Here is a 24,545-nt window from a genome sequence, read left to right as displayed (position 1 = left end):
TTCACCCCTTCTAACGATTTTCGCCTGCAAGCTGACGTTCAATGCGGGAAAGCTTTCCGCTGACACTGCCGTCATAAATGCGGTTTCCGATACGGATTTTCACTCCGCCTATTAGATCCTTGTCAATCACATTTTCAACACGCAGTGATGTGACTCCGGCTTTTTTGGCAAATACTTCAGATAAAGATTGAATTTCAGCGCCGCTCAGCGGTTTCACTGAATACACGACCGCATCGTCTATTTGTTTCGTGCGGTTTGCAAGTTTCACAAACTCAGACGTCATTTCAGAGAAAATATTCGTGCGTCCGCGGTCAATCAATAAATACATGGTGTGCAATACATGTGTCGAAACACCTTTGAAAGCTTCTGCAATCAAATGTTTCTTTTTGTCTGCCGTAATCTTTGGATGAACAAGAAAGTCATTCAATTCTTGGTCAGCCTTTAGAACTTTTTTGATCTCATTCAGCTCTTTTTCAGTTTCGTCTACTGCCGAAGAAGCAAGAACGATGTCAAAAAGAGCAGAAGCGTAACGCTTAGAGACAATAGTCACGCTCATCGGCTTTCGCCTGCCTCTTTAAGATACTCTTGAATCAATTTCTCTTGTGCTTGCTCATCAAGTTCTCTTTCAATCACTTTAGATGCAATGAGTACAGATAGTGATGCAACCTGCTCACGCAGTGCAGCCACAGCTTGTTCTTTTTCTTTCACGATTTCAGTTCTAGCAGACTCTTTCAAGCGCTCTGACTCTTGACGTGCTGCTTGAATGATCTCTTCTTTTTGTTTCTCACCAATCTTTTTCGCATTTTCGATGAGTGTATGTGATTCTTCGCGTGCTTCTTTCAATAAGACACGTTGTTCTTCAAGAAGCTTTTCAGCTTGAACGTGCTTTTGTTCAGCACTTGAAATTTCATTTCCTATATAATCTTCACGCTGCTTCATAATACCTAATAAAGGTTTAAGCGCAAATTTCTTTAAAAGTGCAAGCAGGATGAGCATAGCGATAAGCTGGAATAACATATCCCCGGCGTTGAAACTTAAGCCACCTGCTCCTAAAACCACTGGTAACTGAGACATTTAGTACGGCAACTCCCTTCTTTAAATAATATGTTAAGAAACAAAACATAAAGGAATGGCGAAGTTTCGAACTAATCTGATCTTCGCCATTAAAATTCATATTAGAACGCTTCTCACATATTAACCAAAGAATGCCAAGAATGCGATAACGACAGCGATAATTGGAAGTGCCTCAACTAAAGCGACCCCGATGAACATAAGTGTTCTTAGTTCTCTACCAGCTTCTGGCTGACGAGCGATTCCTTCAACTGTTTTAGATACGATTAGACCGTTACCAATACCTGCTCCTAGTGCTCCCAAACCGATTGCAATTGCTGCTGCTATTAAATTCATTAAAAAGCTCCTCCTTTAAAATAACGTCCTTTTTGGACTCTCAATTTTTTAGTGTTCATCGCTGACTTTATGGGAAATGTACACCATTGTCAGCATGGTGAAGATAAATGCTTGGATTGTTCCGACAAACAAACTGAATGCCTGCCATACAATCATCGGCACGATGGCACCTAATGTACCAACGATACCAAGTGCAATGTTTTGCGTGTAGAAATTGGTCGCAAGTCCTGCAAGCAAACCAAGAAGAATCTCTCCAGCAAAAATGTTTCCATAAAGACGCAAACCAAGTGTTAGCGTGTTTGCAAATTCTTCAATAAGTTTCAATGGTACTAAAAGCGGAATTGGTCTGAAGTAGTCTTTCGTATATTCCTTGACTCCTTTTGCCTTGACACCGTAGTAATGTGTCAATCCCATGACCATAATCGCTAGTGTCATTGTGATTGCAGGGTCTGCTGTTGGTGATTTCCACCACAAGTTGTGATCGACCGTAATCGAGAATGGCAGTCCAAGCATGTTTGAAACAAATATGTACATGAGTAATGTAACGCCAAGCGCTAGAAATGGGGCTCCTGTTTTCATGTCCATCGAACTACCTATGATATTTCGAACAAAATCAACAATCCATTCCATGAAGTTCTGCGCCTTTGTCGGACGAATAGACAGAACACGAGTAGTCAGCACCGCTATGAGAAGAACGATGATACTAGCAATCGTAATCATGAGAACATTGGATAAGTTGAACGTTAACCCTAAAAATTCTGTCGTTTTTGAACTGTGACCCAAAGAGTATTCACCTCTCTTCCATAGTAGAACGTTTAAGTTGAATGAAGGAATCTATCATAATGACAGGATATATTGTCATTAATCCTATAACAACACCTGCCAGATGAACTTCATTAGGGTAACGCCAAGCAATCGCTACTGCGAGAATTGCGTTGGCCCACCTGGCTGTACTTCCCATTGAACGAATGGATTTTCCTTTTTTAACCGCTCGATCAAAAGCGTGCATTCTCCGTATAAGTAGGAATAAATTAAAGAAAGCAAAAATTGTGCCGATAATGAAACCAAGAAACAGTGGTTTAAAACCAGGCATGGCATAGCCAAACACAAAAATTGCCAATAGATAGAACATATATTTACTCTGTCTGCGGAAAATCGCGTTTGGATCGTTCATTCATCTGACTCCCGATGAAAAATATTGTAAAAAAGGTGATAATTGGTGATGAAAACTGCGTAGAAGACGCTTATGATAAGCAGTCCTGTTCGAAAAAAATCAATCACCCATCGGTCTAATTGCACAATCAGACTTGAAATCTAAAGATCTATGGGATGTTGCTTCATTCGCTGATACAAACCCTGATAATTAAAGGGTTCACAATGAGGATTAGTAGAGTGCTATAGGCTATGAAAACCTTACCATAATACCCTCGTTTAGCATACAATAGCGTCTATGATGTGTCAATCCGTTGAAAGTTAAAAAACTTTTCTATAGTGATAGAGCACACAAAATGTTCACAATTTCATCAAACTTTAGGAGACACGTGACATTCATTGAAAAAAACAGCTAATGTTCAGTATACATTGATTTTTCTAAGAACGATATCAACCGTTTGTCATATATTTCAAAAAGCCCACATGCACGTTTGCATGTGGGCTTTTATTAAAACATGTTATTTCGTTCCATACATACGGTCACCAGCATCACCAAGACCTGGGATAATGTAGCCTTTTTCGTTCAATTTCTCATCTAATGCTGCAATGTAGATATCAACATCAGGATGATGCTTTTGCATTTCTTCTACACCTTCAGGGGCAGCAATCAGACACATGAAGCGAATGTTTTTCGCCCCGCGTTTTTTCAAGCTGTTCAATGCTTCGACTGCTGAACCGCCAGTTGCAAGCATTGGATCTACTACGATAAATTCACGCTCTTCCACATCAGATGGAAGCTTCACATAATATTCAACAGGCTTTAATGTTTTCGGATCACGGTATAAACCGACATGTCCCACTTTAGCAGCTGGAATGAGTTTCAAAATCCCGTCCACCATTCCAAGACCTGCTCTTAAAATTGGCACAACACCGAGTTTCTTCCCTGAGATCACGTTTGATTTGGCTACTTGTACAGGTGTTTCTACATCTACCTCTTCAAGCGGTAAGTCTCTTGTGATTTCAAATGCCATTAATGTTGCGACTTCATCCACTAGCTCTCTAAATTCTTTTGTTCCTGTATGAACGTCACGAATATATGTAAGTTTGTGCTGAATAAGCGGGTGATCAAATACATAAACCTTTGCCATTGCTTGCTACAACTCCTTTTCTGTCATCTTCCGGTGAACTTTGCACACTTCCTACAATTCTACATAAAAAGACGTCATCTTTCAATATGATTCGCAAATCCTACAAAAAAAACCCACATGCCAATAATAGGCAAATGGGTCTGCTTTTTAATAATCTAATTCGTTATATAGAGGGAAGCGGGCAGTTAGATCAGATACACGCTTTTTCGCTTCTTCTAATTTCGCTTCATCTTCATGATGTTTTAGAGCAAGCGCAATAATGGAACCGACTTCTTTCATCGCCTCTTGATCGAAACCACGGCTTGTCACTGCTGCTGTACCAACACGTACACCACTTGTGACAAAAGGTTTTTCTGGATCATAAGGAATCGCATTTTTGTTCACTGTAATACCGATTTCATCAAGAACATTTTCTGCAATTTTTCCTGTGATGCCAAGAGAACGCAAGTCGATGAGAACAAGATGGTTATCCGTTCCACCAGATACAAGCTGAATATTTTCAGATAACAGGGTTTCAGCTAGCTGCTTTGCATTATCAATGACGTTTTGTGCATATGTTTTGAAATCTCCGTTCAATACTTCACCGAAAGAAACAGCTTTTGCAGAGATGACATGCATCAGTGGTCCACCTTGAATACCAGGGAAGATCGATTTGTCGATCTTTTTACCAAACTCTTCACGGCATAGGATCATTCCGCCGCGAGGTCCACGCAATGTTTTGTGAGTTGTCGTTGTCACAAAATCTGCATATGGAACTGGATTTGGATGAAGACCTACTGCAACAAGACCCGCAATGTGAGCCATGTCGACCATAAAGTAAGCACCGACTTCATCCGCAATCTCACGGAACTTTTTGAAATCAATTTGACGTGGGTATGCACTTGCACCCGCTACAATTAGCTTTGGCTTATGTTCACGTGCTTTTTCAAGTACATCTTGGTAGTCGATATGCTGCGTTTCTTTATCGACACCATATTCTACAAAGTTGTACTGTACACCACTAAAGTTGACAGGGCTTCCGTGCGTTAAATGCCCGCCATGTGATAAGTTCATACCTAGCACTGTATCGCCATGCTCAAGAATGGTAAAGTATACGGCCATATTCGCTTGAGCACCTGAGTGAGGCTGTACGTTCACATACTCAGCACCAAAAATTTCTTTTGCGCGGTCACGTGCGATATCTTCTACAACGTCTACATGTTCACAGCCGCCATAGTAGCGTTTACCAGGGTAGCCCTCTGCATATTTGTTTGTTAATACAGAGCCCTGCGCTTCCATGACTGCTTCGCTTACAAAGTTTTCTGATGCAATTAATTCAATTTTGTCCTGCTGGCGTTTCCGCTCTAGTTGAATTGCCTTGAATACTTGTGCGTCTTGCTCAGGTAAATGTTTCATCAGCGAAATCCTCTCCAATCTATTTCCATTCGATGTTTTCACCATCTCATTGTACACGGTTTTTGAGTGAAATGTAAAAGTTTTTTTGGGAAATCGACTTCTTTTTTTGCGAAAAACCGAATATTCAAGCGGTGAAGCGTCTTCATCATTCAACATTATATTAGAAATATATCTAAGCTATGATCTTGTATAAACCGCTCGTTCTCCGCCAATCAGCTTCGGACGCGTTTTCGCAAACGTCACATGTGCATGTCCTAATTGATGACGACTGAGGCGAACAGGTACAGCGACTCTCTTTAGATGCATCCCAATCAATGTATCACCGATATCGATTCCAGCATGCGCCTCGATGGATTCAACTAACACAGGATGTTCCATGTGCTGATACGCATGAGCCGCCATCGAACCACCCGCCTTTCGGACAGGTACTGCCGCTACAATCTCTAGGTTAAGCCGGAAAGCCACTTCTTCTTCCACAACAAGAGCACGATTCAGATGCTCACAGCACTGGAAAGCGAGCTCAATGCCAGTCTCTCGTCTTAGCTGATCCAATTCTTGATAGATAGACGCAGCAATTTGCTCACTTCCTGCTGTACCAATATGCTCGCCAGCCACTTCCGATGTACTGCAGCCGATGACTAAAATTTGTCCAGCACGCAGTTCGACCATTTGATGAAACTCTTTTAACATTTCAAGCCAATCTTGACCAATGTTCATGTTAAGCGCTCCTTATAGGTGCTTTTCTTCGTAATCAGCGATTTTACCAATCCGCACAGCATGTCGTCCTGCCGTAAATTCTGTTGTCAGCCAAATGTGCGCAATCTCACGTGCTAATCCAGGTCCAATAACTCGCTCTCCCATCGCAAGGACGTTTGTATCATTATGTTCTCTAGTCGCTTTCGCACTAAATGTATCATGCGCCAGCGCACAGCGAATTCCTTTCACTTTGTTTGCTGAGATGCTCATACCGATGCCTGTCCCGCAAATTAAAATGCCGCGGTCGACTTCTCCGTTTGCCACCATATTAGCTACAGGAAAAGCATAATCTGGGTAGTCTACAGAACCTGATCCACATTCACAACCCATATCAATGTATTCAATCTTCAATTCATCCATCAGTTGTTTGATTTCTTCACGAATATTCGTTCCGCCGTGATCGGATGCAATGGCTACTTTCATCGGGCAATTCCTCCTAAGGGTGAGTTGATCTGTCATGCCTTACATTTATTCTTTATTTATAGTTATATTTTAACCTCTGCCTAGTCATTTGCAAACAAAAGCAGAAAAACCGTTGACGCAACGGTTTTACAGGTTGTCCATTATGAGGATGTCTGATCTTTTTTCAATCTCTCAGCCAGTTGAAAGAGCAATGCTTCAAGTTCATCACGTGTTTCCTGATAAACAGACAGACTTCCTCCAAACGGATCGGATACATCGCCTTCTGTTCCTGTCGCAAATTCCTTTAGAGTGAAGATCTTGTCTTTTGCATGCGCATATTGCTCCACAATCAACTGTTTATGCTGCATGGTCATGGTGAAGACGTAATCTGCTTCTCGCAGAAGATCCTCTGTCAGTTTTGATGAAGAATGGTTCAGTGGAATGCTTTTCTCAAATAATGCTTCGACCGCTTGAGGAGAAGCCTTCCCAGCATCTAAGGCAAAAATGCCCGCTGATTTAACAGTGACCTCTAAACCTTTATCATGTGCAATTGAAGCAAAAAGGGCTTGAGCCATAGGACTTCTGCATGTATTTCCCGTACAAACAAATAAGATTTTCATCTTTCGCCCTCCTTTTCTTCTATTATATAGCATTTCATTCTACATGTTATGTAAGGAGATTGACTAGAGCGGAAATAATAATTTGATACCAAAGGCTAGTAAAATGATTCCGCCAAGCGCCCCGCTATATGATCCAACCCATGATCGAACCTGTTTACCGAGTAATAATCCAAGCCATGTGAGGATCATACTAAAAAAACCAAACAATAAAATGGTCATCCACACGTGAGAACCGTAAATTCCGAGACTTAAACCAACGGAAAAACTGTCTAAGCTGACACTTGTTGCAAAAAGAACGAGACCAGCCCCAACAGGTGCGATAAATGGTTTATCCTCTTTGCGAATAGACGCAACGATCATTTGCAGCCCGAGCACCAAAAGCAGCGCCCCGCCGATATAGGTGGCAAGGAGACCGAGCCAGCCTGATAGGAGCTGACCTGTCAGCATACCAAAAAGCGGCATAAACATATGAAATATCCCAATGACAAGTCCAATATAAATGATCTGGCGGAACCTCAGCTGAACCATCCCCATGCCAAGTCCAACCGAAAAAGCATCCATTCCCAGTGCAAAAGCCATGATGCTGAGCGTCAGCAATTCGCCAGCTAGTTCGTACATGTAAATCCCCCTTGGACACGCATTCTCCTTTAACCTATGTTTGTCCAAGAAGGGTTAGAACTATTTGAACGAAGAGAGGGTACGCCCTCCTGCCGCTTTTTGCAGACGGTTCATGATCGCTGAACCCACTCCCTGCTCTGAAAAGGCTTCTGAAATAATGACATCTACATCTGTCTCATCAAATTGTCTCAGTACACGATATAAGTTTGCCGCAATCGTTTCAGGTTTCCCTCTCCATCCACAGCTGAAAACAACATCTGCCGCAAACAACGATTTCTTTTCTTCTGTTGTCAGCACGCCCACTTTTAGACCTTCTGCCTGGTATGTTTGAATGTGATGCTGCATCTCTTCATCACTTCCAGAAAAAAGATACATTTGAGCTTCAGGTGCATAGTGTGTGTATTTCATTCCTGGCGATACAGGCGCTTCGTCCTTTTTTGTCAGCCCCGGGTCGACACTGACCGCTCCAACTACCTCTTCTAAAGCTTCTTTTGTAATCCCGCCAGGCCTTAAGATCACTGGAAACTCGTCGACACAGGATACAACCGTTGACTCAACGCCAATTCCAGTTGAACCGCCATCGACAATTCCAGCGATTCTTCCATCGAGATCACTCGCTACATGGTCAGCTTGTGTCGGTGAAGGTTTTCCTGAACGGTTGGCACTTGGTGCGGCAATCGGCAGACCAGCTGCTCGGATGAGCTCAAGCGCAATCGGATGGTCAGGCATTCTCACACCGACCGTGGATAAACCTGCTGTGACCTGCTTTGATAAAGCACCCGGCTTACATGGAAGAACAATGGTTAAAGCGCCCGGCCAAAAGGCTTCCATCAGCGCCTTTGCTTTTTCACTTTCTATTTGCGCAAATTCGTGAAGCTGCTGAACCTCCGCAATGTGGACAATCAATGGATTATCACTTGGACGCCCTTTCGCTTCATATATTTTCATGACAGCTTCTGTCTCTTTCGCATTTGCCCCTAGTCCGTAAACAGTCTCTGTCGGAAAAGCGACCACTTCGTTTTGCTGCAATAACACAGCTGCCTGTTCAATTTGTGGATAGTATGTGGATAAACTCTTTTCTAAATCCACAGACCACCTTTTTGTATTTAACATCATACAAACTCCTTTTAAAAAAGATAAAACTGTTGATATATCTCAATTATCCTTTTGAAAGTATAAAAGATGATGATCAATAAAACAAGCGTTGTCCACAATTTGTGGATAACGCTTGTTTAACAGTGGATAAGTATGTGTATAAGTCCAGTATGTTGTGATTAACTTCCTTTTTTATGAAGAACCACAGCTTGTTCTTTCGCCAATATCTCTTTTGCATGTGCAGATACCCACATGCTTTCTGGAATGTCCTCTAATGGCGTGAAGCCCATCAATGCCAAAAAGTCATGTGAGGAGGAGTGGTTTGCGACGACATAAAAAGTATCCACACCTATTTTTCCTCCGAGCGTTTGAACACTTTGGAACAAAGACACGATGTGTCCCTGACCTAGTTTATCTGATATGACAAGGGACCGCAGCAAGCCCTCTTGTTCACTAAGCTGTTCAAGACCTAAACACCCCGCCAGCTGACCGTCCGCATCTTCCATGACAACAAATGTCGTACGCTCTGCAAGCGTGACGCCGCCTTTCGCTTGTCCCTTTTCAAGAAAAGCATTGATCGCTGGGGCATCTTCTTCTGTGGCTATTCTTAATTGATAATACATGCTTTCACCTCTTTTTGATCTCTTACTTCAACTCTATGAGGCAAAAACAGATTTATACCTTTTTTAGGAGAAAAGACTAGAGACCCATTCGAATAAAAAGAATTTCACTTCACCGGTCTCTTCTTTCTCTTCTTTCACCACTTCATTAACAGACTCATCTGTTTGCTGCGCTGTCACTTGGTTATCCTCATCCCCCTCTGGCGATGCGATGGCTTCTCCATTTGAAAAATCGATAAAGCAGAGCGGCGGGAATAACACACACCACCAATTGGCTCCATCCCCTTCTCCAAGTGTAATTAAAATGGCTTCATATTCCCCTGCAGGATAGACGAAATTCCCATATAGCTTTGTTGGAAATGAGGCTTTTTGAAAGCTGACTGAGACGGATTGATCAATGTGCTGTTCCTTCAATTTCGCTTTGGCAATACGATTGATTTCTGGCAGCTTGGTCCGAATTACACGTCTTGCTTCTTCAATGGACGTGAGGTCTTTAACCCACTCTGTCATATTGGCATTGACCTCGTCACGAATGCTTCTTTTCACATCCTGATCCGCTGAACGATCACTATTTGCTAAAATGCGTAAGCGGATCGCTTCGTCTGGTATCACAACAGGCTGATTTGCAGAAGCAGCCGCTGTCTCCTCCCTTCCAAGGTTTGCAAAAGCACCGCATAATAATAGAAACATATAAAGACAAATCATCATTTTACTTTTAAACATGATGTGTTCCCCCCACTTTTTCTCTTCGCTACAAACATTGTGTCCAGGAAACCCATCTCATAAACAGACAAAATGATTTTTTTAATAGATTATAAGTCAAATCAAAAAAGCCGTCCCATTAAGAACGGCTTTGGAGTGAGGATTGGTAATCGGAAGGGTACAGTCTCCCATCCCAATCTCGGCTGATTTTTAACCCTGATTCTGTTTTGATGACAGTCATTGCTCCTTTTTTCTTGATTTCTTTTTTAACCTTTCCTTTTTGATCAATAAATTGAATCATCATTTCATAGTCAAATTCAATTCTGTCATCGCTTTCATCTGAAGGCGTAAACGTAATTTTCTTCAGCTTAATTTGACAATCTTGATCCTTTGCTGCTTCTAACACGCTCGGGAACATGCTGTCTTGTGTATATTCTTGATATTCATGCTCAGTTAAATAAAACTTCAGCTTCTCCTTCATGTCAGTTAGGTCATCTGTTCGATTCACTGTGTATTGTGCTTTTTTATAGCTTTCTCCAAATGCTGCTGCTTCTTTTTTAAAGCTCGGTTTACCACAAGCACTCACAATCAATAGTACACTGACGATGACCAACACCATCGCATACCTTCTGTTCACACCATTCGCTCCTTCAAAACAAATTTATGTAAAAAAATCATGATCAGAATGTTCATTCTTCTATATATACGTTTCTCTTTTACCATAAGTTTCATCTTTACATAATAAAATAGTCCGACTTTTTTCAGCCGGACTTTCCGTTTTGAATGTGTGCGCAAACAGCTCGGTCTTTCCCGTTTATGTCCTTGACGATGCGGACATCTGCCGCGGGAAATGACTGCAAGAGAAGTGCTTTTACATCTTGCCCTTGCGTATGTCCAATTTCAAAGACAACGACCGCCTGCTCATGAAGTACCCAGTGAAGATCACGAATGAGACGCTTGTAAAACCACAGACCATCACGTCCATCTGTCAGCGCATTCACTGGCTCATGCTTCGTAACCACCTCTGACAAACTGTCCATTTCTTCTGCTGCAATATAAGGTGGATTGGAAATAAACAGATCCACTTTGATGCCTTGATCCATGATAGGTTCGAGTAAGTCGCCTTGTAAAAAATGGACGTCTGCACCAAGCGCTTGTTGATTCCGCTTTGCTACCGCAAGTGCTTCATGTGAAATATCCGTTGCTGTGACAGATAATGTTTCTTTTTCAAGAGCCAGCGTAATCGCAATTGCCCCGCTTCCTGTGCCAACGTCCACTGCTTTGAGCGGCTGATCGTGCGGGAAGACGTCACTCACCAGATTCAGCGCCGCCAAAACGACCTCTTCCGTTTCAGGACGAGGAATGAGAACATGTTTGTTCACCTCGAAGGGACGGCCGTAAAAGAATTCAATACCCGTTAGATGCTGAACAGGCACGCCTTTCTTATGCTGCGTGACAAACTCGCTGAATAACCGATCTTGCTCCTCTGGCAGCAGATCATGAAAACGTGCAAGAAGTTCACTTCTGCTTAGGTCCATTACATGCATAAAAAGGAGCTCTGCTGCGTTTTGGTCTCTACCGGCTTCCGTTAACAAAGAAGAAGCCCATTTAAGGGCTTCAAAGATGGTTCGCTGATTATTTTGCATTTTGAAGCTTTCTTGCTTGGTCTTCCATAATTAATGCATCTATGACCTCGTCAAGTTTTCCTTCTAAAATTTGATCAAGCTTTTGAATCGTCAATCCGATGCGGTGGTCCGTTACACGGTTTTGCGGGAAATTGTACGTACGGATACGCTCTGAACGATCCCCTGTTCCAACAGCAGATTTACGCGTTTGATCATATTCAGCCTGTGCTTCACGCTGGAATTTATCATAAATTCTCGCACGCAACACTTTCATGGCTTTTTCTTTGTTTTTGATTTGCGACTTCTCATCCTGACAGGATACAACCACACCTGTTGGAAGGTGAGTTAATCGAACAGCAGACATGGTCGTATTGACACTTTGTCCGCCAGGTCCGCTTGATGTGAAAGTATCTACACGGATGTCTTTTTCATGGATATCAATTTCAACTTCTTCAGCCTCAGGCAAGACAGCAACTGTCGCTGTTGATGTATGAATCCGTCCGCCTGATTCTGTTTCCGGAACACGCTGCACGCGGTGTGCGCCGTTTTCAAACTTTAGTTTGGAGTATGCGCCTTTCCCGCTGATCATAAAGATAATCTCCTTATAACCGCCTGTGCCAGTGACACTCGCTTCCATCACTTCCGTTTTCCAGCCTTGCATTTCAGCATAACGGCTGTACATACGGTAAAGATTTCCAGCAAAAAGCGCGGCCTCTTCTCCTCCCGCTGCACCACGAACCTCCACAATAACGTTTTTGTTGTCATTTGGATCTTTCGGGATCAGCAAGATTTTCAGCTCGTCTTTTAAACGTTCCGTTTCCTCTGTGAGCTCTGAAATTTCTTCTTTGACCATGTCGCGCATCTCGGCATCCAGCTTCTCTTCCAGCATTGCTTTCGCTTCACTCAACTGGTCGTATGCCGCACGATATTGTCTATATACCTCAACAGTTTCTTGAATATCAGATTGTTCCTTCGAATATTCACGAAGCTTCTTAGGGTCGTTCACCACTTCAGGATCACTTAAATATTCATTTAGCTTTTCATAGCGTTCTTCAATTGATTTTAAACGGTCTAACATGGTCTTCACCTCTGTTTTGTGCGTAACAGTCTAATTATAGTATAGCGGGGTATGACAGTCAAAAAAATTTCCAAAACAATTGATTTTCTGCAATTTTTCGCTAGAAAACACGATCTTTGGCGATTGGTTACTTGTTTTGTCTAACGTGAAGGAACAGGTCCTCCTTGAAGAGAATGGTACTTATAATTGAAAAAAGGGAGGGCATTTGGTTTGAATACAAATGAGGTTGCAAAAGAAATTGGTGTTTCTTCAAAAACGATTCAGCGTTGGGTTAAACAGCTCAACATCCCTGTCGCCCGGAATGAACTTGGACATTATGAATTTCATGAAGATATTGTACAGCTGCTCAAAGAAGTCAAACACCAAATGAGTGAAGGTGTGATCCTCCAAGACATTCGACTGCCAATCCACGAGGAAACCGTTCAACAGTTATCACCTGCTGCAGAAACTGATGCCTCCACAAAGCGGATTGAAGCATTAGAAAAGCAAGTGAAACAGCTCATTCAGCAGCAATTGCATGTCACTACTGATGTAGAAAATCGACTCCAAGAACTCGAACGGAAACTGGCTAAAAAAGCAGATGAAGGTGTATCATACCAGCTGCTTCAGCACCGCAGAGAAATTGAAGATCTCACCACTAAACTTGAGCGTCTTGCTGCGAGCTTGAAACAACCCTCTCAAATAGAAGAAAAAAAGGAAATCACACACCCTGACATCAAAAAAAAGCGTGTGCTCTTCCCTCTGTTTCATTCATTTCGCTAAGAAAGGCTGCCTCATGAGGCAGCCTTCTACTATATTATACGGTAAGTGCAATAATGATCGGTAATGTAATGAGTGACATGATGGCACTGATCACAAATGCGGATGCAGTTTCTGCCTCTTGTTTCTCAAATCGTGTGGCGATCATCGCTGCAACAGCTGAACCTGGGAAGGCAACAAGCAATACAGCTTTTGTAATTTCGTCAGCCGAAAGACCCATAAGAACGGCAATAAGATACATAAGTAGCGGTTGTACAGCTACTTTTAATAGTGCAATACTAAATGCTGGTAAGCTTAGTTTAATTTTTCGAATACCTACAGTGACACCGACTGCGAATAGCGCAACCCCTGATGTCACACTTCCGATTTCCTCTAACATTTCATGTCCGATTTCAGGAAGTTTAAATCCTAAAAGTACAAGAATGATACTTGCTAGCGGTGCAAGTGCAAGCGGCTCTGATAAACCGTGCAAAATCGCTTTTGTTGTCATTTTTAGGAAACTTTCGCCGTCTTTGGCTTTTCCTTTTGTTTTTTCACCGACAGTTGACACAATAATGGCAATTGGATCAAGCAATGCATTTACAACTATTCCGGTAATAGCAATCGGAATTGCAACTTCTTGAGCCCCAAATAAACTGCCCAAGACCGGAATCCCCATAAATGCAAAGGTCGGTTGTGCTGAGTTTAACGAGAAAACAGATGAATCTGTTAAATCATATTTAAAAGCAAATTTCGTAACTAAAAGGATAATAATATAAAAACCAACGATTCCGAAAATCAATGCAATGAAAAATGGAATTTGACTATAGAATTTATCTTTTGGTGTTGACAGAATGCTGGCGATAAAGTGCGCTGGCAAAGCATACTTTGTAACAAGTGTACTTACACCTTTTGCAGATTTAGCGTCATAGCTGCCGAAGTTCCCTGCGAACCAACCCAGCGCGATAACGAAAAAAATCGGTGCTAGGAGGATCAAAATATTTAAAAAGTCCATCTTACTATTCCTCCTTGAATCTTTTACATGTCTCTTATTTTATTGCGGCATTGCTTAGATTACCCGAAACAATGCCGCGTTACACTTTTTATTATGCTCTTACTATTTTTTTATATTCAGGAATCCACATTGCATCTTTCACAGCTTGTTCGATGTTGTCAGGCGTTTTTCTTGCGACACCATCTTCAATAGCTGCTTTCGCTACTTCAACAGCCACATGGATTGACACTTCTTGCAATTTATCAATGCTTGGCAGTAGACCAGCACCTGGTTTCTCATGATCAACCATTTCAGCAATTGCATTCGCAGAAGCGACGAACATGGCTTTTGTGATGATTTTTGATTCTGTTACGATCGAACCAAGACCAAGTCCAGGGAAAACGAACGCATTGTTTGATTGTCCGATTTCATATTCGATTCCGTTATACTCAACGTTTTCGAACGGGCTTCCTGTCGCAATCAGTGCACGGCCGTCTGTCCATTTGAATAGATCCTCTGGCACTGCTTCAGCAAGTGGTGTTGGATTAGACATTGGCATGATCACTGGACGCTCTGTATGAGCTGCCATTTCTTTAATGATTTCTTCAGTGAATGCACCGCCTTGACCTGATGTACCGATAAGGATTGTTGGCTTCGCTTGGCGAACAGTTTCAGCAAATGAGATTTGTCCTTTTTCATCGCGTGCCCAGCCTTCTACTTCAGCAGAAGAACGAAGGTATGGTTTTTGGAAATCAAGCACTTCATCTTCAAATTGATCTGTTAGCAAACCTCTGTAGTCTAATGTCCAGAATGCATTGTTTGCTTCTTCTTCCGTTAGACCTTCAAGGACCATTGCGTCACGCACTTGATCTGCGATTCCGATACCAGCTGATCCAGCTCCGAAAATGACAACACGGTGATCTTTCAATTGAGTACCAGTTTTCTTGACAGCTGCAAGAACACCCGCTAAAGTAATGGCACCAGTACCTTGAATATCATCATTGAACGTTAAGATGTTATCATTGTATTTTTTCATGATGTTACGCGCATTTTTGTTTCCAAGGTCTTCCCAGTGAAGTAAGGCTTTCGGGAAGAATTTAAGCGCTGCTTTTACATAAGCATCAATGAATTCTTCGTATTTTTCACCTTGTACACGTTTGTGATGGTTTCCGATGTATAATGGATCATTCAATAATTTTTCATTGTTTGTGCCAACATCTAATACGACTGGAATCACGCGGCTTGGATCAATACCTGCTGCAGCTGTGTAAACAGCTAATTTACCGATTGCGATGTTGATACCACCAACACCCCAGTCACCAATTCCAAGAATGCTCTCAGAGTCAGTTGCAACGATAAGGTCAATATCTCCTGCTGTTGCATGTAAGTTTTCAAATGCTTTCTCAATGCCGTCAATGTTGTCGATTGAAAGATAGACACCATGAGGTCTTCTGTATTCATGGCTGTATTCTTGAATCGCTTCACCAACAGTTGGTGTGTACACAACAGGAAGCATTTCACGAAGCTTATCTGTTAGAAGCTTATAGAACAATACTTCGTTACGGTTTTGCAAATCACTTAAGTATACGTTTTGACGAAGACGATCTGGCTGTGCCAGAAATTGCTTGTACGCTCTCTCCGCTTGTTGTTCTAGAGTGAGAACAGTTGGAGGAAGTAAACCTTCTAGTCCAAGCTCTTGTCTTTCTTCTTCAGAGAAAGCAACGCCTTTGTTCAACGTTGGAATCGATAATACATCTTTACCTGTCAAAGTGGTTTCGAGGTACCCTTCTTTTGTTTTCTTCACGTTGTTCATCAAAAACTACCCTCTTTCTAAAATATAAATAAAGTGAACTATTAATTTAAAGAACGATTAAGGAGAAAAATCCTTAATCAAAAAAATTATGACAAGAAATCGAACTTTTCGTTAAAATGCTTTACACTACAGTTAGTCATTTTATGCCTGCTTATGCTAAAACGCAAGCGTTGAAAATTAGATAATTTTTTCGTAGCGTTATTTAATTTATTTAAGTACAAATGATGGGTGTTCAGCCAAAATCTCGAAAAACGAAACACAGCGGCATTTGCTATTTTTTTAATTGTCAAGTGTTGTACCAACGTCAAGTCTTGGTACTTCATGGTGATGTCTGCATCGTGCTTCGTATGATTCCTGCGCACCTACTAAAATAATGGGATCATCATAGGATGCGGGTTTACCGTCGATCAAGCGTTGTGTTCTACTCGCTGGGGAGCCGCATACCGAACAAACTGCTTGAAGTTTTGTTACAAGCTCTGCACATGCCATTAAATGCGGAACAACACCAAATGGCTCTCCTCTGAAATCTTGATCAAGGCCTGCAACAATGACTCGGTAACCTTTATCAGCCAATTGAGTGACAATGTCAATGATTGTCTCATCAAAAAATTGCACCTCATCAATGCCAATGACATCGGTTCTTTCTGATATGTGCGTTATTATGTCTTTTGGTGAGGCTACTGCAATCCCATCGACTGATGAACCGTTATGTGAGACAACTGAGCTTGTACTATATCGGTTATCAATCGCTGGTTTGAATATTTTTACTTCTTGTTTGGCAAAGGTGGCTCTTTTGGCTCTCCGAATCAATTCTTCCGACTTTCCAGAAAACATACTTCCGCAGATGACTTCAAGCCAACCGCTTTGTTTCATCACATACATAAGGTCTTCTCCCCCGTTTTAAAGTTCCATCAATCCACGTAAAAAAACAGGCAAGAACGGATTCCTGCCTGTTTATTGTATCTATTATTACTTAAGACCGTATTTTTTGTTAAAGCGGTCAACACGTCCATCAGCAGAAGCGAATTTTTGACGGCCTGTATAGAAAGGATGGCACTCAGAGCAAATCTCGATGCGTACCTCTTCTTTTACTGATCCAGTTTCAAACTCATTTCCACAAGCGCATTTGACTGTAGCTTTTTTGTAGTTAGGATGAATTCCTGTTTTCATCTACTGTCATCTCCTTCCGCCCTGAATCCAATTCGGAAACAGAGTTAATATCTCAGAATAAATTCTGAAACGCACATGATGAAATTATAACAGTGTGAGTCTATGATTGCAAATGTATTTTTTCAACAAGCTATCTTCTTGATGCAGACATGTTCGCTTGTTTCCATTCTTGCGTTAAAATATCGAAAAATTCTTGGTTTGTCTTTGTTTTTCTCATTTTGCGCATGAACTTCTCAGCAAAGTCAGGTGTATCTGACATCGATTTTCTCATCGCCCATAGACGGTCAAGATGCTCTTTTGGTACAAGCAGTTCTTCTTTTCTCGTACCAGAACGACGAATGTCGATCGCTGGGAAAATTCTTCTTTCTGCAAGAGATCGGTCCAAATGAAGCTCCATGTTCCCCGTTCCCTTAAACTCCTCATAAATCACATCATCCATACGTGATCCCGTATCCACAAGCGCAGTGGCTAAAATCGTCAAGCTTCCTCCTTCTTCAATGTTACGCGCAGCACCAAAGAAGCGTTTTGGACGGTGGAAGGCCGCTGGATCAATACCGCCGGAAAGCGTTCGGCCGCTTGGCGGGATGACAAGGTTGTATGCACGAGCAAGCCTTGTGATGCTGTCCATTAAGATGATGACATCTTTCTTATGTTCAACAAGACGCATGGCACGCTCTAATACAAGCTCTGCTACTTTAATGTGGTTTTCCGGTACTTCGTCAAAGGTTGAACTAACAACATCCCCTGCAACAGAACGTTCGATATCTGTTACTTCCTCCGGGCGTTCGTCTATCAAAAGGACAATCAGCTCTGACTCTGGGTGATTTTCAGAAATGCTGTTGGCAATTTCTTTGAGCAAAATGGTTTTCCCAGCCTTAGGCGGTGCAACAATTAAACCACGCTGCCCAAACCCAACTGGCGCCATCATATCCATAATTCTAGTAGACAGGTGATTAGGCTGTGTTTCAAGAATCATTTGACGATCAGGGAATAGCGGCGTGAGTGCAGGAAAGTGAACACGTTCCTTAGCTGATTCTGGGTCGTCCCCATTTACCGCTTCTACATGAAGGAGGCCATAGTAGCGTTCATTCTCTTTTGGAGGTCGTACCTTTCCAGACACCTTATCTCCGTTTCGTAAATCAAAGCGTCTGATTTGTGAAGCTGAAATATAAATGTCTTCAGAACTTGGAGAATAGTTAATTGGTCTTAAGAAACCAAATCCCTCAGACTGAATAATTTCAAGAACCCCTTCCATAAATAAGAGATCCTCTTGCTCAGCGTTCGCCTTTAAGATGGCAAAAATTAATTCTTTTTTTGTTAGTTTGCTGTAATAAGAGATTTTGTATTTTTTTGCTAACTCATACAGCTCTTTTAATTTCATATTTTCCAAAGATGAAATCGAAACATCTTTCAATATGGACACCACACTTTTCTAGTCAATGTATTTCATTACAAATGCATGACCATTGTATTTGATTAGCTTTTAATTCCGTTTTGTTGGAATGACCTCGCTCTCATGGTAACGCTCCCACTCGTTTTATCGTAAAAGATAGGAACAATGTGAAATTGAGCTTTGTCAACATAGAGAAGGATAATGAGTATATCGTCATGATGCGGCAGTATTTAAACTTGTTGAAGCTTAAAAGAAGTAAATTCGCAGAAAATTTCGCAGCACTCTTTAGTTTTACCTCATTTGCAGAGAATATTCAACTTTAAAAAGAAAATGATATACATTTGACACCTATATGAAAAGCGGGTAATGAATACCCGCTTTCAGATTACGGACGAATGACAAGATTCGGTTTTTTCTTTAAGCTGTGTCTGCCGTCTACGAAACGAACTGTACCCGATTTCGCACGCATAACAACACTATGTGTTGTTCCAACAGAGCCTTTGAATTGAACACCTTTTAATAGCTCGCCGTCTGTTACACCAGTCGCTGCAAAAATGGCGTCGTCACCTTTCACGAGGTCTTCCATTCTTAGGACTTTGCCAACATCCAGCCCCATTTTCTCACAGCGTCTCAGTTCTTCTTCACTTTGAGGAAGAAGCTTTCCGTGGATTTCACCACCAAGTGCCTTTAACGCAACAGCAGAAAGGACACCTTCTGGCGCTCCGCCTGAACCAAATAGAATATCAACACCTGTGTGATCAAATGCTGTATTAATGGCTCCTGCAACGTCACCGTCATCGATCAGTTTAATTCTTGCTCCTGCTTCTCTCAGTTCAGCAATAATTTTCTCATGTCGATCTCTGTTTAAAATCGTTGCAACGACATCTTCAATATCTTTGTTTTTTGCTTTTGCCACAGCGCGAAGATTATCAATGACAGGCGCTTCGATGTCGATGCAGCCTACCGCTTCTGGACCTACTGCGATCTTATCCATGTACATATCAGGTGCATTCAGCAGGTTGCCATGATCTGCAACCGCAATAACAGCTAAGGCATTCCAGCCGCCGCTTGCCACAATATTTGTTCCTTCTAATGGATCAACAGCAACATCCACGCGGGGTCCGTATCCGTTCCCAAGCTTTTCCCCAATATAAAGCATTGGTGCTTCGTCCATTTCTCCCTCGCCAATGACCACTGTTCCTTTCATCGGAATGGTATCAAATACATCACGCATTGCACTTGTTGCAGCATCATCCGCTTCGTCTTTTAATCCTCTTCCCATCCAACGGGCAGATTTTAATGCGGCTGCTTCTGTCACCCGTACTAGTTCCATCGATAAACTTCTTTCCATTTTTGTCCAAATCTCCTCTCACAGTCAAAGCCTTACGAATTTTGAAGTTCTTCTATTTCTTGGTCATTCAGCTTTTCACGCCAGATGGTTGCACCCAAGCCTTCAAGCTTCTTCTCAAGCAAACTATATCCTCTGTCTATATGTTCAAGCCCTGTGATTTCGGTCACACCGTCTGCCATTAACCCTGCAACGACGAGACAAGCACCTGCACGCAGGTCACTTGCTTTGACCTTTGCTCCTTGAAGCTGCGTTTGCCCAGTTATAATGGCAGATCTACCTTCGACCTTCATGTTTGCACCCATTCGACGCAATTCATCAATGTGCTTAAAGCGGGCTGAGTAGATCGTATCTGTGACCACACTCGTGCCTTTCGCCTTTGTTAAGAGCGCCGTCATCGGCTGCTGAAGGTCAGTCGGAAAGCCCGGATACACAAGGGTTTTGATATCGACAGGCTTGAGTCCTTCGTTTCTGCCAACGATCAGCATCTGATCGTTGCTCGTTTCAATGGTGAACCCCATTTCTCTAAGTTTCGCCGTAATTGATTCTAAATGAGTCGGGATCACATTATCAAGAACAACTTCATCTCCCATCGCAGCACCAGCAATTAAAAATGTGCCTGCTTCTATGCGGTCAGGGATGATGGAATGCTTACAGCCATGAAGAGATTCTACACCTTCGATTCGAATCACATCAGTACCTGCACCTTTGATTTTGGCTCCCATGCTTGCAAGCAGTGTCGCTACATCAATAATTTCGGGTTCTTTTGCGGCATTTTCAATCACCGTTTTTCCTTCAGCCAGTACGGCTGCCAGCATGATATTGATGGTCGCACCTACACTGACAACATCAAGGTAAATACGAGCTCCGACTAATTTTTCAGCGCGCAAATAAATCGCACCCTGCTCGTTTGTCACCTCGGCTCCAAGTGCTTCAAAGCCTTTGATATGCTGATCGATCGGCCTAGGTCCTAAGTGACATCCTCCTGGCAGTCCGATGACAGCCTGCTTGAACCTGCCAAGCATGGCTCCCATTAAATAATAGGATGCACGCAGTTTCTTCACCTTTCCATTAGGAAGCGGCATACTGATCATGGAAGAAGGATTGACGATCATTTCACCTTTTTCAAACGTAACCTTTCCGCCAATCTCTTCTAACAGATCTCGTAATGTGTCAATATCTGAAATATGCGGAAGGCCCTCAATGGTTACTGGAGAATCAGCGAGAATCGTGGCAGGAATCAGTGCCACTGCACTATTTTTCGCACCACTAATATGTACGGTCCCGCGCAAAGGGTCACCGCCGGCAATGTTTAACTTTTCCATATTTGTCTCCCTTCTTAAAGAAGATCACTGTTGGAGTTATACTGTTTGTGGATGTCGCGCTTTAAAAGGTCTTGTCCAAAATTTAGCCAATATCAAGAGAAAGAATACAGGTTAAACGAAATTTGTCGGAAGAAAAATAATCGAAGCTTTGCGAGGCTGTGATGTTCTCTTCTTTGCACAAAACATTTCTTAGCGTTTTTAAGGAAAACTGCGGCAAACGGGAGACAATCCCGCCTGCCACAATCACTTATTTATTCCAGTCTGCTAAAAATTGCTCAATGCCTGCATCCGTTAACGGGTGTTTTGTCAGCTGCTTGATGACTTTCAGCGGCATTGTGCCGATATGAGCACCTCTAAGCGCAGCTTCTGTCACGTGCTGCGGGTGACGAATGGATGCAGCAATGATTTGTGTATCTAATCCGTGAACATCAAAAATAGTTTTCACTTCGCTGATGAGATCGAGACCATTTTGGCCAATGTCATCTAAGCGGCCGAGGAATGGAGAGACATACGTTGCACCAGCTCTAGCTGCAAGCAATGCCTGGTTTGCACTAAAAATCAAAGTGACGTTTGTTTTAATACCAAGGTCTGTTAACGCTTTGACAGCTTTAAGGCCATCTGTTGTCATCGGTACTTTGACCGTGATATTTGGTGCGATGGCAGCAAGCTCTTTTCCTTCTTCAATCATTTCTTCTGCTTTGAGGGAAATGACTTCTGCACTGACAGAACCTGATACGACGTCAGTGATTTCGCGAAGACGGTCGTGGAATGATACGTCCTTTTCTTTCGCTACTAAACTAGGGTTTGTTGTCACGCCTGCTAAAATGCCAAGCTCGTGCGCCTCTTTGATGTCTGCGATATTCGCTGTATCTACGAAAAATAACATAACCGTGCCACTCTCCTATTAATAAATTGTCTGAAATGTAAATTTTGATTGCGCTTTCTCAAGATATGGAGAAAACCGCCTGTGACTCAGGCGGCTTTCGGTTCTCATCAAATTATGCTTGGTTAGAAGAACCAAATTCGCGCATTTTGCCGATAACAGTCGCTTTAATTGCGTCACGAGCTGGTCCAAGATATTTACGTGGATCATACTCTTCTGTTTTTGCAGCAAGTGTTTCGCGTACTGCTTTCGCAGAAGCAATTTGGTTTTCAGTGTTTACATTGATTTTTGCTGTACCAAGTGAAATTGAACGCTTGATGTCAGCAGTTGGGATACCTGTTCCGCCGTGAAGAACAAGTGGAAGGCCTGTCATTTTACCGATTTCTTCCATTTCAGCGAAACCAAGGTTTGGTTCACCTTTGTATGGACCATGAACTGAACCTAGTGCAGGTGCAAGGCAGTCAATGCCAGTGCGTTCTACAAGCTCTTGGCATTCTTTTGGATCAGCATAAATAACGCCCTCAGCGATGACGTCGTCTTCTTGTCCGCCAACAGTTCCAAGCTCAGCTTCTACAGATACACCGTGGAAATGTGCAAGCTCAACTACTTTCGCAGTTGTTGCTACGTTCTCATCGAATGGGTGGTGAGAAGCGTCGATCATGACAGAAGTAAATCCTGCATGGATTGCTTTTGCACAAGATTCAAAGCTTGAACCGTGATCTAAATGAATCGCAACAGGAACTGTTACATTATATTCTTCGATTAACGCTTTTACCATTGCGACAACTGTTTTGAAGCCGCCCATGTAGCGTCCTGCCCCTTCAGATACTCCTAAGATAACTGGAGATTTCTCTTCTTCAGCAGCTTGTAAAATCGCTTGCGTGAATTCTAAATTATTTAAGTTAAACTGTCCAACAGCGTAACCTTTTTCCTTTGCGTCTTTCAACATTTCTGTCATTGAAACTAAAGGCATGATGAAAAATCCTCCCTATGTAGCTAATTTGCTTACTAAAAAAAGCTCTCCACCCTAGCATGACCAGAATTTCTCGCCATATGTAAACTTTCAAAGTCAGATCGCTTTCTTCTTCTTATCTAGGATACCAATTATTCGACAAATCGGCAACAGAATGACTCGATTCAATCATTTCCATCTAACCATTTGTTTCGAGCGGCAAGTATTCTTTAACAGCATCTCGGATTTCATCAATATCAAATGGTTTCGCAAAGTGCGTCAATGCACCGAGTTCTTTTGATTCTTGGATCATGTCTAATTCGCCATAGGCTGTCATAATGATGACACGGATGTCTTCATCAATTAATTTCATGCGTTTTAAAATTTCAATACCATCCATTCCGGGAATCTTCATATCAAGCAGGACAAGGTTTGGTCTATGATTTTTCACAATATCTAACGCCTGAAGTCCATTGGCTGCTTGGAAGGTTTGATAGCCTTCTTTATGAAACACTTCATTTAATAATATTCTAATACCGTATTGATCATCGACAATTAAAATTTTCTCATTCATCTGTTACACCCCATTGCTTTCATTTTTCGCCATAAAAAGAGCTGTTGTTAAATAATTCTGTTTGATTTTCACATTTCCTTTATTTATAATAGTTTACTTTACGACATTTTCTGAGCATTTTTCCTAATATTCTCTTTATATTCTATTATAAAATGATCTGACCGAAGGAGGAAATCAGTCTTGTTAAAAATTTTCACGACCCAGTTATCAGGTATTTTTTCACGTATTGGAGAAAAGCAGGCTGAAGCGATCGAGGATGGTGCACGCCTTCTTGCACAAGCCGTTGTCAGTGGACATGCTGTTTATTTTCAAGGAAAGAATGAACTGGCTGCTGTAGCCCTAGAGGCAACTGAAAGCAAGGAGCCCTTTCCAGGTGCGAAAGTACTGCCGCTTGATCAAACGGAGCTCAGCTTGCTTCATCCAAGTGACAGGGTGCTGCTATTTTATTCAGACCCAGAAGACGAGGATATTCAATCTCTTGTAAAAGAGCTGCACGCTCAAGGTACGCCCATTGTTGGTGTCGGTCCAGCACAAAAGGAGCCGTCCATGATTGAAGAGCATTGTGATGTCCACATTGATTTTCAGCTCAAGAAACCGCTTGTGCCCGCTGATGACGGAACAAGGTTCGGTTATCCTGCTTTAATGACATGCTTATACGTCTACCACGCTCTATCGTTTACTGTGAAAGAAATCGTTGAGGAATATGAATAAAAAAACTGCCGAGAAGATCATATTCT

Annotated in this window: 29 protein-coding genes; 2 read left to right on the top strand and 27 right to left on the bottom strand. The window is 42.1% G+C overall.

Annotation, left to right across the window (positions count from 1 at the left end):
• Positions 1–10: 10 nt before the first annotated feature.
• From C6Y06_RS01895 to prfA, 17 genes are all read right to left on the bottom strand, one after another.
• Positions 11–556, bottom strand: a complete 546-nt coding sequence (locus C6Y06_RS01895) for a F0F1 ATP synthase subunit delta (protein WP_034660287.1) — start codon at positions 554–556, stop codon at positions 11–13.
• Complete coding sequence (gene atpF / locus C6Y06_RS01890) at positions 553–1,074, bottom strand: F0F1 ATP synthase subunit B (protein WP_034660288.1); 522 nt, start codon at positions 1,072–1,074, stop codon at positions 553–555. The genes C6Y06_RS01895 and atpF overlap by 4 nt, the downstream gene beginning before the upstream one ends.
• Before the next feature lie 120 nt (positions 1,075–1,194).
• The gene (atpE, locus tag C6Y06_RS01885) at positions 1,195–1,407 is read right to left on the bottom strand and encodes a F0F1 ATP synthase subunit C (RefSeq protein WP_003214968.1); all 213 of its coding nucleotides are present in this window, start codon (positions 1,405–1,407) and stop codon (positions 1,195–1,197) included.
• A 48-nt stretch (positions 1,408–1,455) separates the two neighbouring features.
• Entirely contained in the window at positions 1,456–2,190 is a 735-nt protein-coding gene (atpB, locus tag C6Y06_RS01880) for a F0F1 ATP synthase subunit A (RefSeq protein ID WP_003215198.1), read from the bottom strand.
• A 7-nt stretch (positions 2,191–2,197) separates the two neighbouring features.
• Positions 2,198–2,581 carry an ATP synthase subunit I gene (locus C6Y06_RS01875; RefSeq protein WP_024423731.1) on the bottom strand — a complete coding sequence of 128 codons (384 nt, stop codon included), beginning with the start codon at positions 2,579–2,581 and terminating at the stop codon, positions 2,198–2,200.
• 496 nt (positions 2,582–3,077) lie between these two features.
• The gene (gene upp, locus C6Y06_RS01870) at positions 3,078–3,707 is read right to left on the bottom strand and encodes a uracil phosphoribosyltransferase (RefSeq protein WP_003214553.1); all 630 of its coding nucleotides are present in this window, start codon (positions 3,705–3,707) and stop codon (positions 3,078–3,080) included.
• Between the two features lie 147 nt (positions 3,708–3,854).
• On the bottom strand, positions 3,855–5,102 hold the full coding sequence (gene glyA / locus C6Y06_RS01865) for a serine hydroxymethyltransferase (RefSeq protein ID WP_034660289.1): 1,248 nt from the start codon (positions 5,100–5,102) through the stop codon (positions 3,855–3,857).
• A gap of 177 nt (positions 5,103–5,279) precedes the next feature.
• Positions 5,280–5,819, bottom strand: a complete 540-nt coding sequence (locus C6Y06_RS01860) for a TIGR01440 family protein (RefSeq protein ID WP_058013477.1) — start codon at positions 5,817–5,819, stop codon at positions 5,280–5,282.
• A gap of 12 nt (positions 5,820–5,831) precedes the next feature.
• Positions 5,832–6,281: a ribose 5-phosphate isomerase B gene (gene rpiB, locus C6Y06_RS01855; protein WP_003214714.1), complete on the bottom strand. Its 450-nt coding sequence runs from the start codon at positions 6,279–6,281 to the stop codon at positions 5,832–5,834.
• A gap of 140 nt (positions 6,282–6,421) precedes the next feature.
• Positions 6,422–6,880, bottom strand: a complete 459-nt coding sequence (locus C6Y06_RS01850; protein ID WP_060597488.1) for a low molecular weight protein arginine phosphatase — start codon at positions 6,878–6,880, stop codon at positions 6,422–6,424.
• A 63-nt stretch (positions 6,881–6,943) separates the two neighbouring features.
• Positions 6,944–7,498 (bottom strand): manganese efflux pump MntP, encoded by a 555-nt coding sequence (locus C6Y06_RS01845; protein ID WP_034660292.1) that lies wholly within the window; start codon positions 7,496–7,498, stop codon positions 6,944–6,946.
• Between the two features lie 60 nt (positions 7,499–7,558).
• On the bottom strand, positions 7,559–8,611 hold the full coding sequence (locus C6Y06_RS01840; protein WP_081311467.1) for an L-threonylcarbamoyladenylate synthase: 1,053 nt from the start codon (positions 8,609–8,611) through the stop codon (positions 7,559–7,561).
• A 161-nt stretch (positions 8,612–8,772) separates the two neighbouring features.
• Positions 8,773–9,216, bottom strand: coding sequence for a GNAT family N-acetyltransferase (locus C6Y06_RS01835; protein ID WP_034660294.1), 444 nt, complete (start codon positions 9,214–9,216; stop codon positions 8,773–8,775).
• Between the two features lie 63 nt (positions 9,217–9,279).
• Entirely contained in the window at positions 9,280–9,936 is a 657-nt protein-coding gene (gene spoIIR / locus C6Y06_RS01830; RefSeq protein WP_034660295.1) for a stage II sporulation protein R, read from the bottom strand.
• Positions 9,937–10,054: 118 nt separating this feature from the next.
• Entirely contained in the window at positions 10,055–10,534 is a 480-nt protein-coding gene (locus C6Y06_RS01825; protein ID WP_034660296.1) for a hypothetical protein, read from the bottom strand.
• Between the two features lie 142 nt (positions 10,535–10,676).
• Positions 10,677–11,561 carry a peptide chain release factor N(5)-glutamine methyltransferase gene (gene prmC, locus C6Y06_RS01820; protein WP_106036445.1) on the bottom strand — a complete coding sequence of 295 codons (885 nt, stop codon included), beginning with the start codon at positions 11,559–11,561 and terminating at the stop codon, positions 10,677–10,679.
• Positions 11,551–12,618, bottom strand: coding sequence for a peptide chain release factor 1 (gene prfA / locus C6Y06_RS01815; protein ID WP_106036444.1), 1,068 nt, complete (start codon positions 12,616–12,618; stop codon positions 11,551–11,553). The genes prmC and prfA overlap by 11 nt, the downstream gene beginning before the upstream one ends.
• 210 nt (positions 12,619–12,828) lie before the next feature.
• Here prfA and racA point away from each other — a divergent pair, with 210 nt between their 5' ends.
• A complete protein-coding gene (gene racA, locus C6Y06_RS01810) occupies positions 12,829–13,380 on the top strand; it encodes a chromosome-anchoring protein RacA (RefSeq protein ID WP_066031616.1) in 552 nt (183 codons plus the stop codon).
• Between the two features lie 34 nt (positions 13,381–13,414).
• Here racA and C6Y06_RS01805 read toward each other — a convergent pair whose 3' ends face one another.
• The 10 genes from C6Y06_RS01805 to C6Y06_RS01760 form a co-directional block, all read right to left on the bottom strand.
• A complete protein-coding gene (locus tag C6Y06_RS01805) occupies positions 13,415–14,371 on the bottom strand; it encodes an AEC family transporter (protein ID WP_060597492.1) in 957 nt (318 codons plus the stop codon).
• A 91-nt stretch (positions 14,372–14,462) separates the two neighbouring features.
• A complete protein-coding gene (malS, locus tag C6Y06_RS01800) occupies positions 14,463–16,163 on the bottom strand; it encodes an oxaloacetate-decarboxylating malate dehydrogenase (RefSeq protein ID WP_066031615.1) in 1,701 nt (566 codons plus the stop codon).
• Positions 16,164–16,442: 279 nt separating this feature from the next.
• On the bottom strand, positions 16,443–17,045 hold the full coding sequence (locus C6Y06_RS01795) for a thymidine kinase (RefSeq protein WP_003214626.1): 603 nt from the start codon (positions 17,043–17,045) through the stop codon (positions 16,443–16,445).
• Between the two features lie 87 nt (positions 17,046–17,132).
• A complete protein-coding gene (gene rpmE / locus C6Y06_RS01790; protein ID WP_003215407.1) occupies positions 17,133–17,333 on the bottom strand; it encodes a 50S ribosomal protein L31 in 201 nt (66 codons plus the stop codon).
• A gap of 130 nt (positions 17,334–17,463) precedes the next feature.
• Positions 17,464–18,747, bottom strand: a complete 1,284-nt coding sequence (gene rho, locus C6Y06_RS01785; protein WP_003215202.1) for a transcription termination factor Rho — start codon at positions 18,745–18,747, stop codon at positions 17,464–17,466.
• Between the two features lie 364 nt (positions 18,748–19,111).
• Positions 19,112–20,077 carry a class II fructose-bisphosphatase gene (gene glpX / locus C6Y06_RS01780; RefSeq protein WP_012011567.1) on the bottom strand — a complete coding sequence of 322 codons (966 nt, stop codon included), beginning with the start codon at positions 20,075–20,077 and terminating at the stop codon, positions 19,112–19,114.
• A 32-nt stretch (positions 20,078–20,109) separates the two neighbouring features.
• Entirely contained in the window at positions 20,110–21,399 is a 1,290-nt protein-coding gene (locus C6Y06_RS01775) for a UDP-N-acetylglucosamine 1-carboxyvinyltransferase (RefSeq protein ID WP_034660302.1), read from the bottom strand.
• Between the two features lie 247 nt (positions 21,400–21,646).
• Complete coding sequence (gene fsa, locus C6Y06_RS01770; RefSeq protein ID WP_034660303.1) at positions 21,647–22,285, bottom strand: fructose-6-phosphate aldolase; 639 nt, start codon at positions 22,283–22,285, stop codon at positions 21,647–21,649.
• 112 nt (positions 22,286–22,397) lie between these two features.
• Positions 22,398–23,255 (bottom strand): class II fructose-bisphosphate aldolase, encoded by an 858-nt coding sequence (locus tag C6Y06_RS01765; RefSeq protein ID WP_034660304.1) that lies wholly within the window; start codon positions 23,253–23,255, stop codon positions 22,398–22,400.
• 178 nt (positions 23,256–23,433) lie between these two features.
• A complete protein-coding gene (locus C6Y06_RS01760; protein ID WP_003214681.1) occupies positions 23,434–23,808 on the bottom strand; it encodes a response regulator in 375 nt (124 codons plus the stop codon).
• A 180-nt stretch (positions 23,809–23,988) separates the two neighbouring features.
• Between C6Y06_RS01760 and C6Y06_RS01755 the strand changes: the two genes are divergently transcribed.
• The gene (locus C6Y06_RS01755) at positions 23,989–24,519 is read left to right on the top strand and encodes a DUF2529 domain-containing protein (RefSeq protein ID WP_060597495.1); all 531 of its coding nucleotides are present in this window, start codon (positions 23,989–23,991) and stop codon (positions 24,517–24,519) included.
• The last annotated feature ends 26 nt before the right edge of the window (positions 24,520–24,545 follow it).

This window comes from Bacillus sp. MZGC1 (genome assembly GCF_002998605.1).
Classification (GTDB): domain Bacteria; phylum Bacillota; class Bacilli; order Bacillales; family Bacillaceae; genus Bacillus.
The sequence above is the reverse complement of the archived record's forward strand: the minus strand, read 5'-3'. Positions and strand labels throughout refer to the sequence as shown.

Bases quoted from the DNA above. Each gene is read 5' to 3' on its own strand.
- C6Y06_RS01895 (WP_034660287.1), bottom strand. From the start codon at position 556: ATGAGCGTGACTATTGTCTCTAAGCGTTACGCTTCTGCTCTTTTTGAC.
- atpF (WP_034660288.1), bottom strand. From the start codon at position 1,074: ATGTCTCAGTTACCAGTGGTTTTAGGAGCAGGTGGCTTAAGTTTCAAC.
- atpE (WP_003214968.1), bottom strand. From the start codon at position 1,407: ATGAATTTAATAGCAGCAGCAATTGCAATCGGTTTGGGAGCACTAGGA.
- C6Y06_RS01875 (WP_024423731.1), bottom strand. From the start codon at position 2,581: ATGAACGATCCAAACGCGATTTTCCGCAGACAGAGTAAATATATGTTC.
- upp (WP_003214553.1), bottom strand. From the start codon at position 3,707: ATGGCAAAGGTTTATGTATTTGATCACCCGCTTATTCAGCACAAACTT.
- glyA (WP_034660289.1), bottom strand. From the start codon at position 5,102: ATGAAACATTTACCTGAGCAAGACGCACAAGTATTCAAGGCAATTCAA.
- C6Y06_RS01860 (WP_058013477.1), bottom strand. From the start codon at position 5,819: ATGAACATTGGTCAAGATTGGCTTGAAATGTTAAAAGAGTTTCATCAA.
- rpiB (WP_003214714.1), bottom strand. From the start codon at position 6,281: ATGAAAGTAGCCATTGCATCCGATCACGGCGGAACGAATATTCGTGAA.
- C6Y06_RS01850 (WP_060597488.1), bottom strand. From the start codon at position 6,880: ATGAAAATCTTATTTGTTTGTACGGGAAATACATGCAGAAGTCCTATG.
- C6Y06_RS01845 (WP_034660292.1), bottom strand. From the start codon at position 7,498: ATGTACGAACTAGCTGGCGAATTGCTGACGCTCAGCATCATGGCTTTT.
- C6Y06_RS01840 (WP_081311467.1), bottom strand. From the start codon at position 8,611: ATGTTAAATACAAAAAGGTGGTCTGTGGATTTAGAAAAGAGTTTATCC.
- C6Y06_RS01835 (WP_034660294.1), bottom strand. From the start codon at position 9,216: ATGTATTATCAATTAAGAATAGCCACAGAAGAAGATGCCCCAGCGATC.
- spoIIR (WP_034660295.1), bottom strand. From the start codon at position 9,936: ATGTTTAAAAGTAAAATGATGATTTGTCTTTATATGTTTCTATTATTA.
- C6Y06_RS01825 (WP_034660296.1), bottom strand. From the start codon at position 10,534: ATGGTGTTGGTCATCGTCAGTGTACTATTGATTGTGAGTGCTTGTGGT.
- prmC (WP_106036445.1), bottom strand. From the start codon at position 11,561: ATGCAAAATAATCAGCGAACCATCTTTGAAGCCCTTAAATGGGCTTCT.
- prfA (WP_106036444.1), bottom strand. From the start codon at position 12,618: ATGTTAGACCGTTTAAAATCAATTGAAGAACGCTATGAAAAGCTAAAT.
- C6Y06_RS01805 (WP_060597492.1), bottom strand. From the start codon at position 14,371: ATGGACTTTTTAAATATTTTGATCCTCCTAGCACCGATTTTTTTCGTT.
- malS (WP_066031615.1), bottom strand. From the start codon at position 16,163: ATGAACAACGTGAAGAAAACAAAAGAAGGGTACCTCGAAACCACTTTG.
- C6Y06_RS01795 (WP_003214626.1), bottom strand. From the start codon at position 17,045: ATGTATGTGATGAAACAAAGCGGTTGGCTTGAAGTCATCTGCGGAAGT.
- rpmE (WP_003215407.1), bottom strand. From the start codon at position 17,333: ATGAAAACAGGAATTCATCCTAACTACAAAAAAGCTACAGTCAAATGC.
- glpX (WP_012011567.1), bottom strand. From the start codon at position 20,077: ATGGAAAGAAGTTTATCGATGGAACTAGTACGGGTGACAGAAGCAGCC.
- C6Y06_RS01775 (WP_034660302.1), bottom strand. From the start codon at position 21,399: ATGGAAAAGTTAAACATTGCCGGCGGTGACCCTTTGCGCGGGACCGTA.
- fsa (WP_034660303.1), bottom strand. From the start codon at position 22,285: ATGTTATTTTTCGTAGATACAGCGAATATCGCAGACATCAAAGAGGCG.
- C6Y06_RS01765 (WP_034660304.1), bottom strand. From the start codon at position 23,255: ATGCCTTTAGTTTCAATGACAGAAATGTTGAAAGACGCAAAGGAAAAA.
- C6Y06_RS01760 (WP_003214681.1), bottom strand. From the start codon at position 23,808: ATGAATGAGAAAATTTTAATTGTCGATGATCAATACGGTATTAGAATA.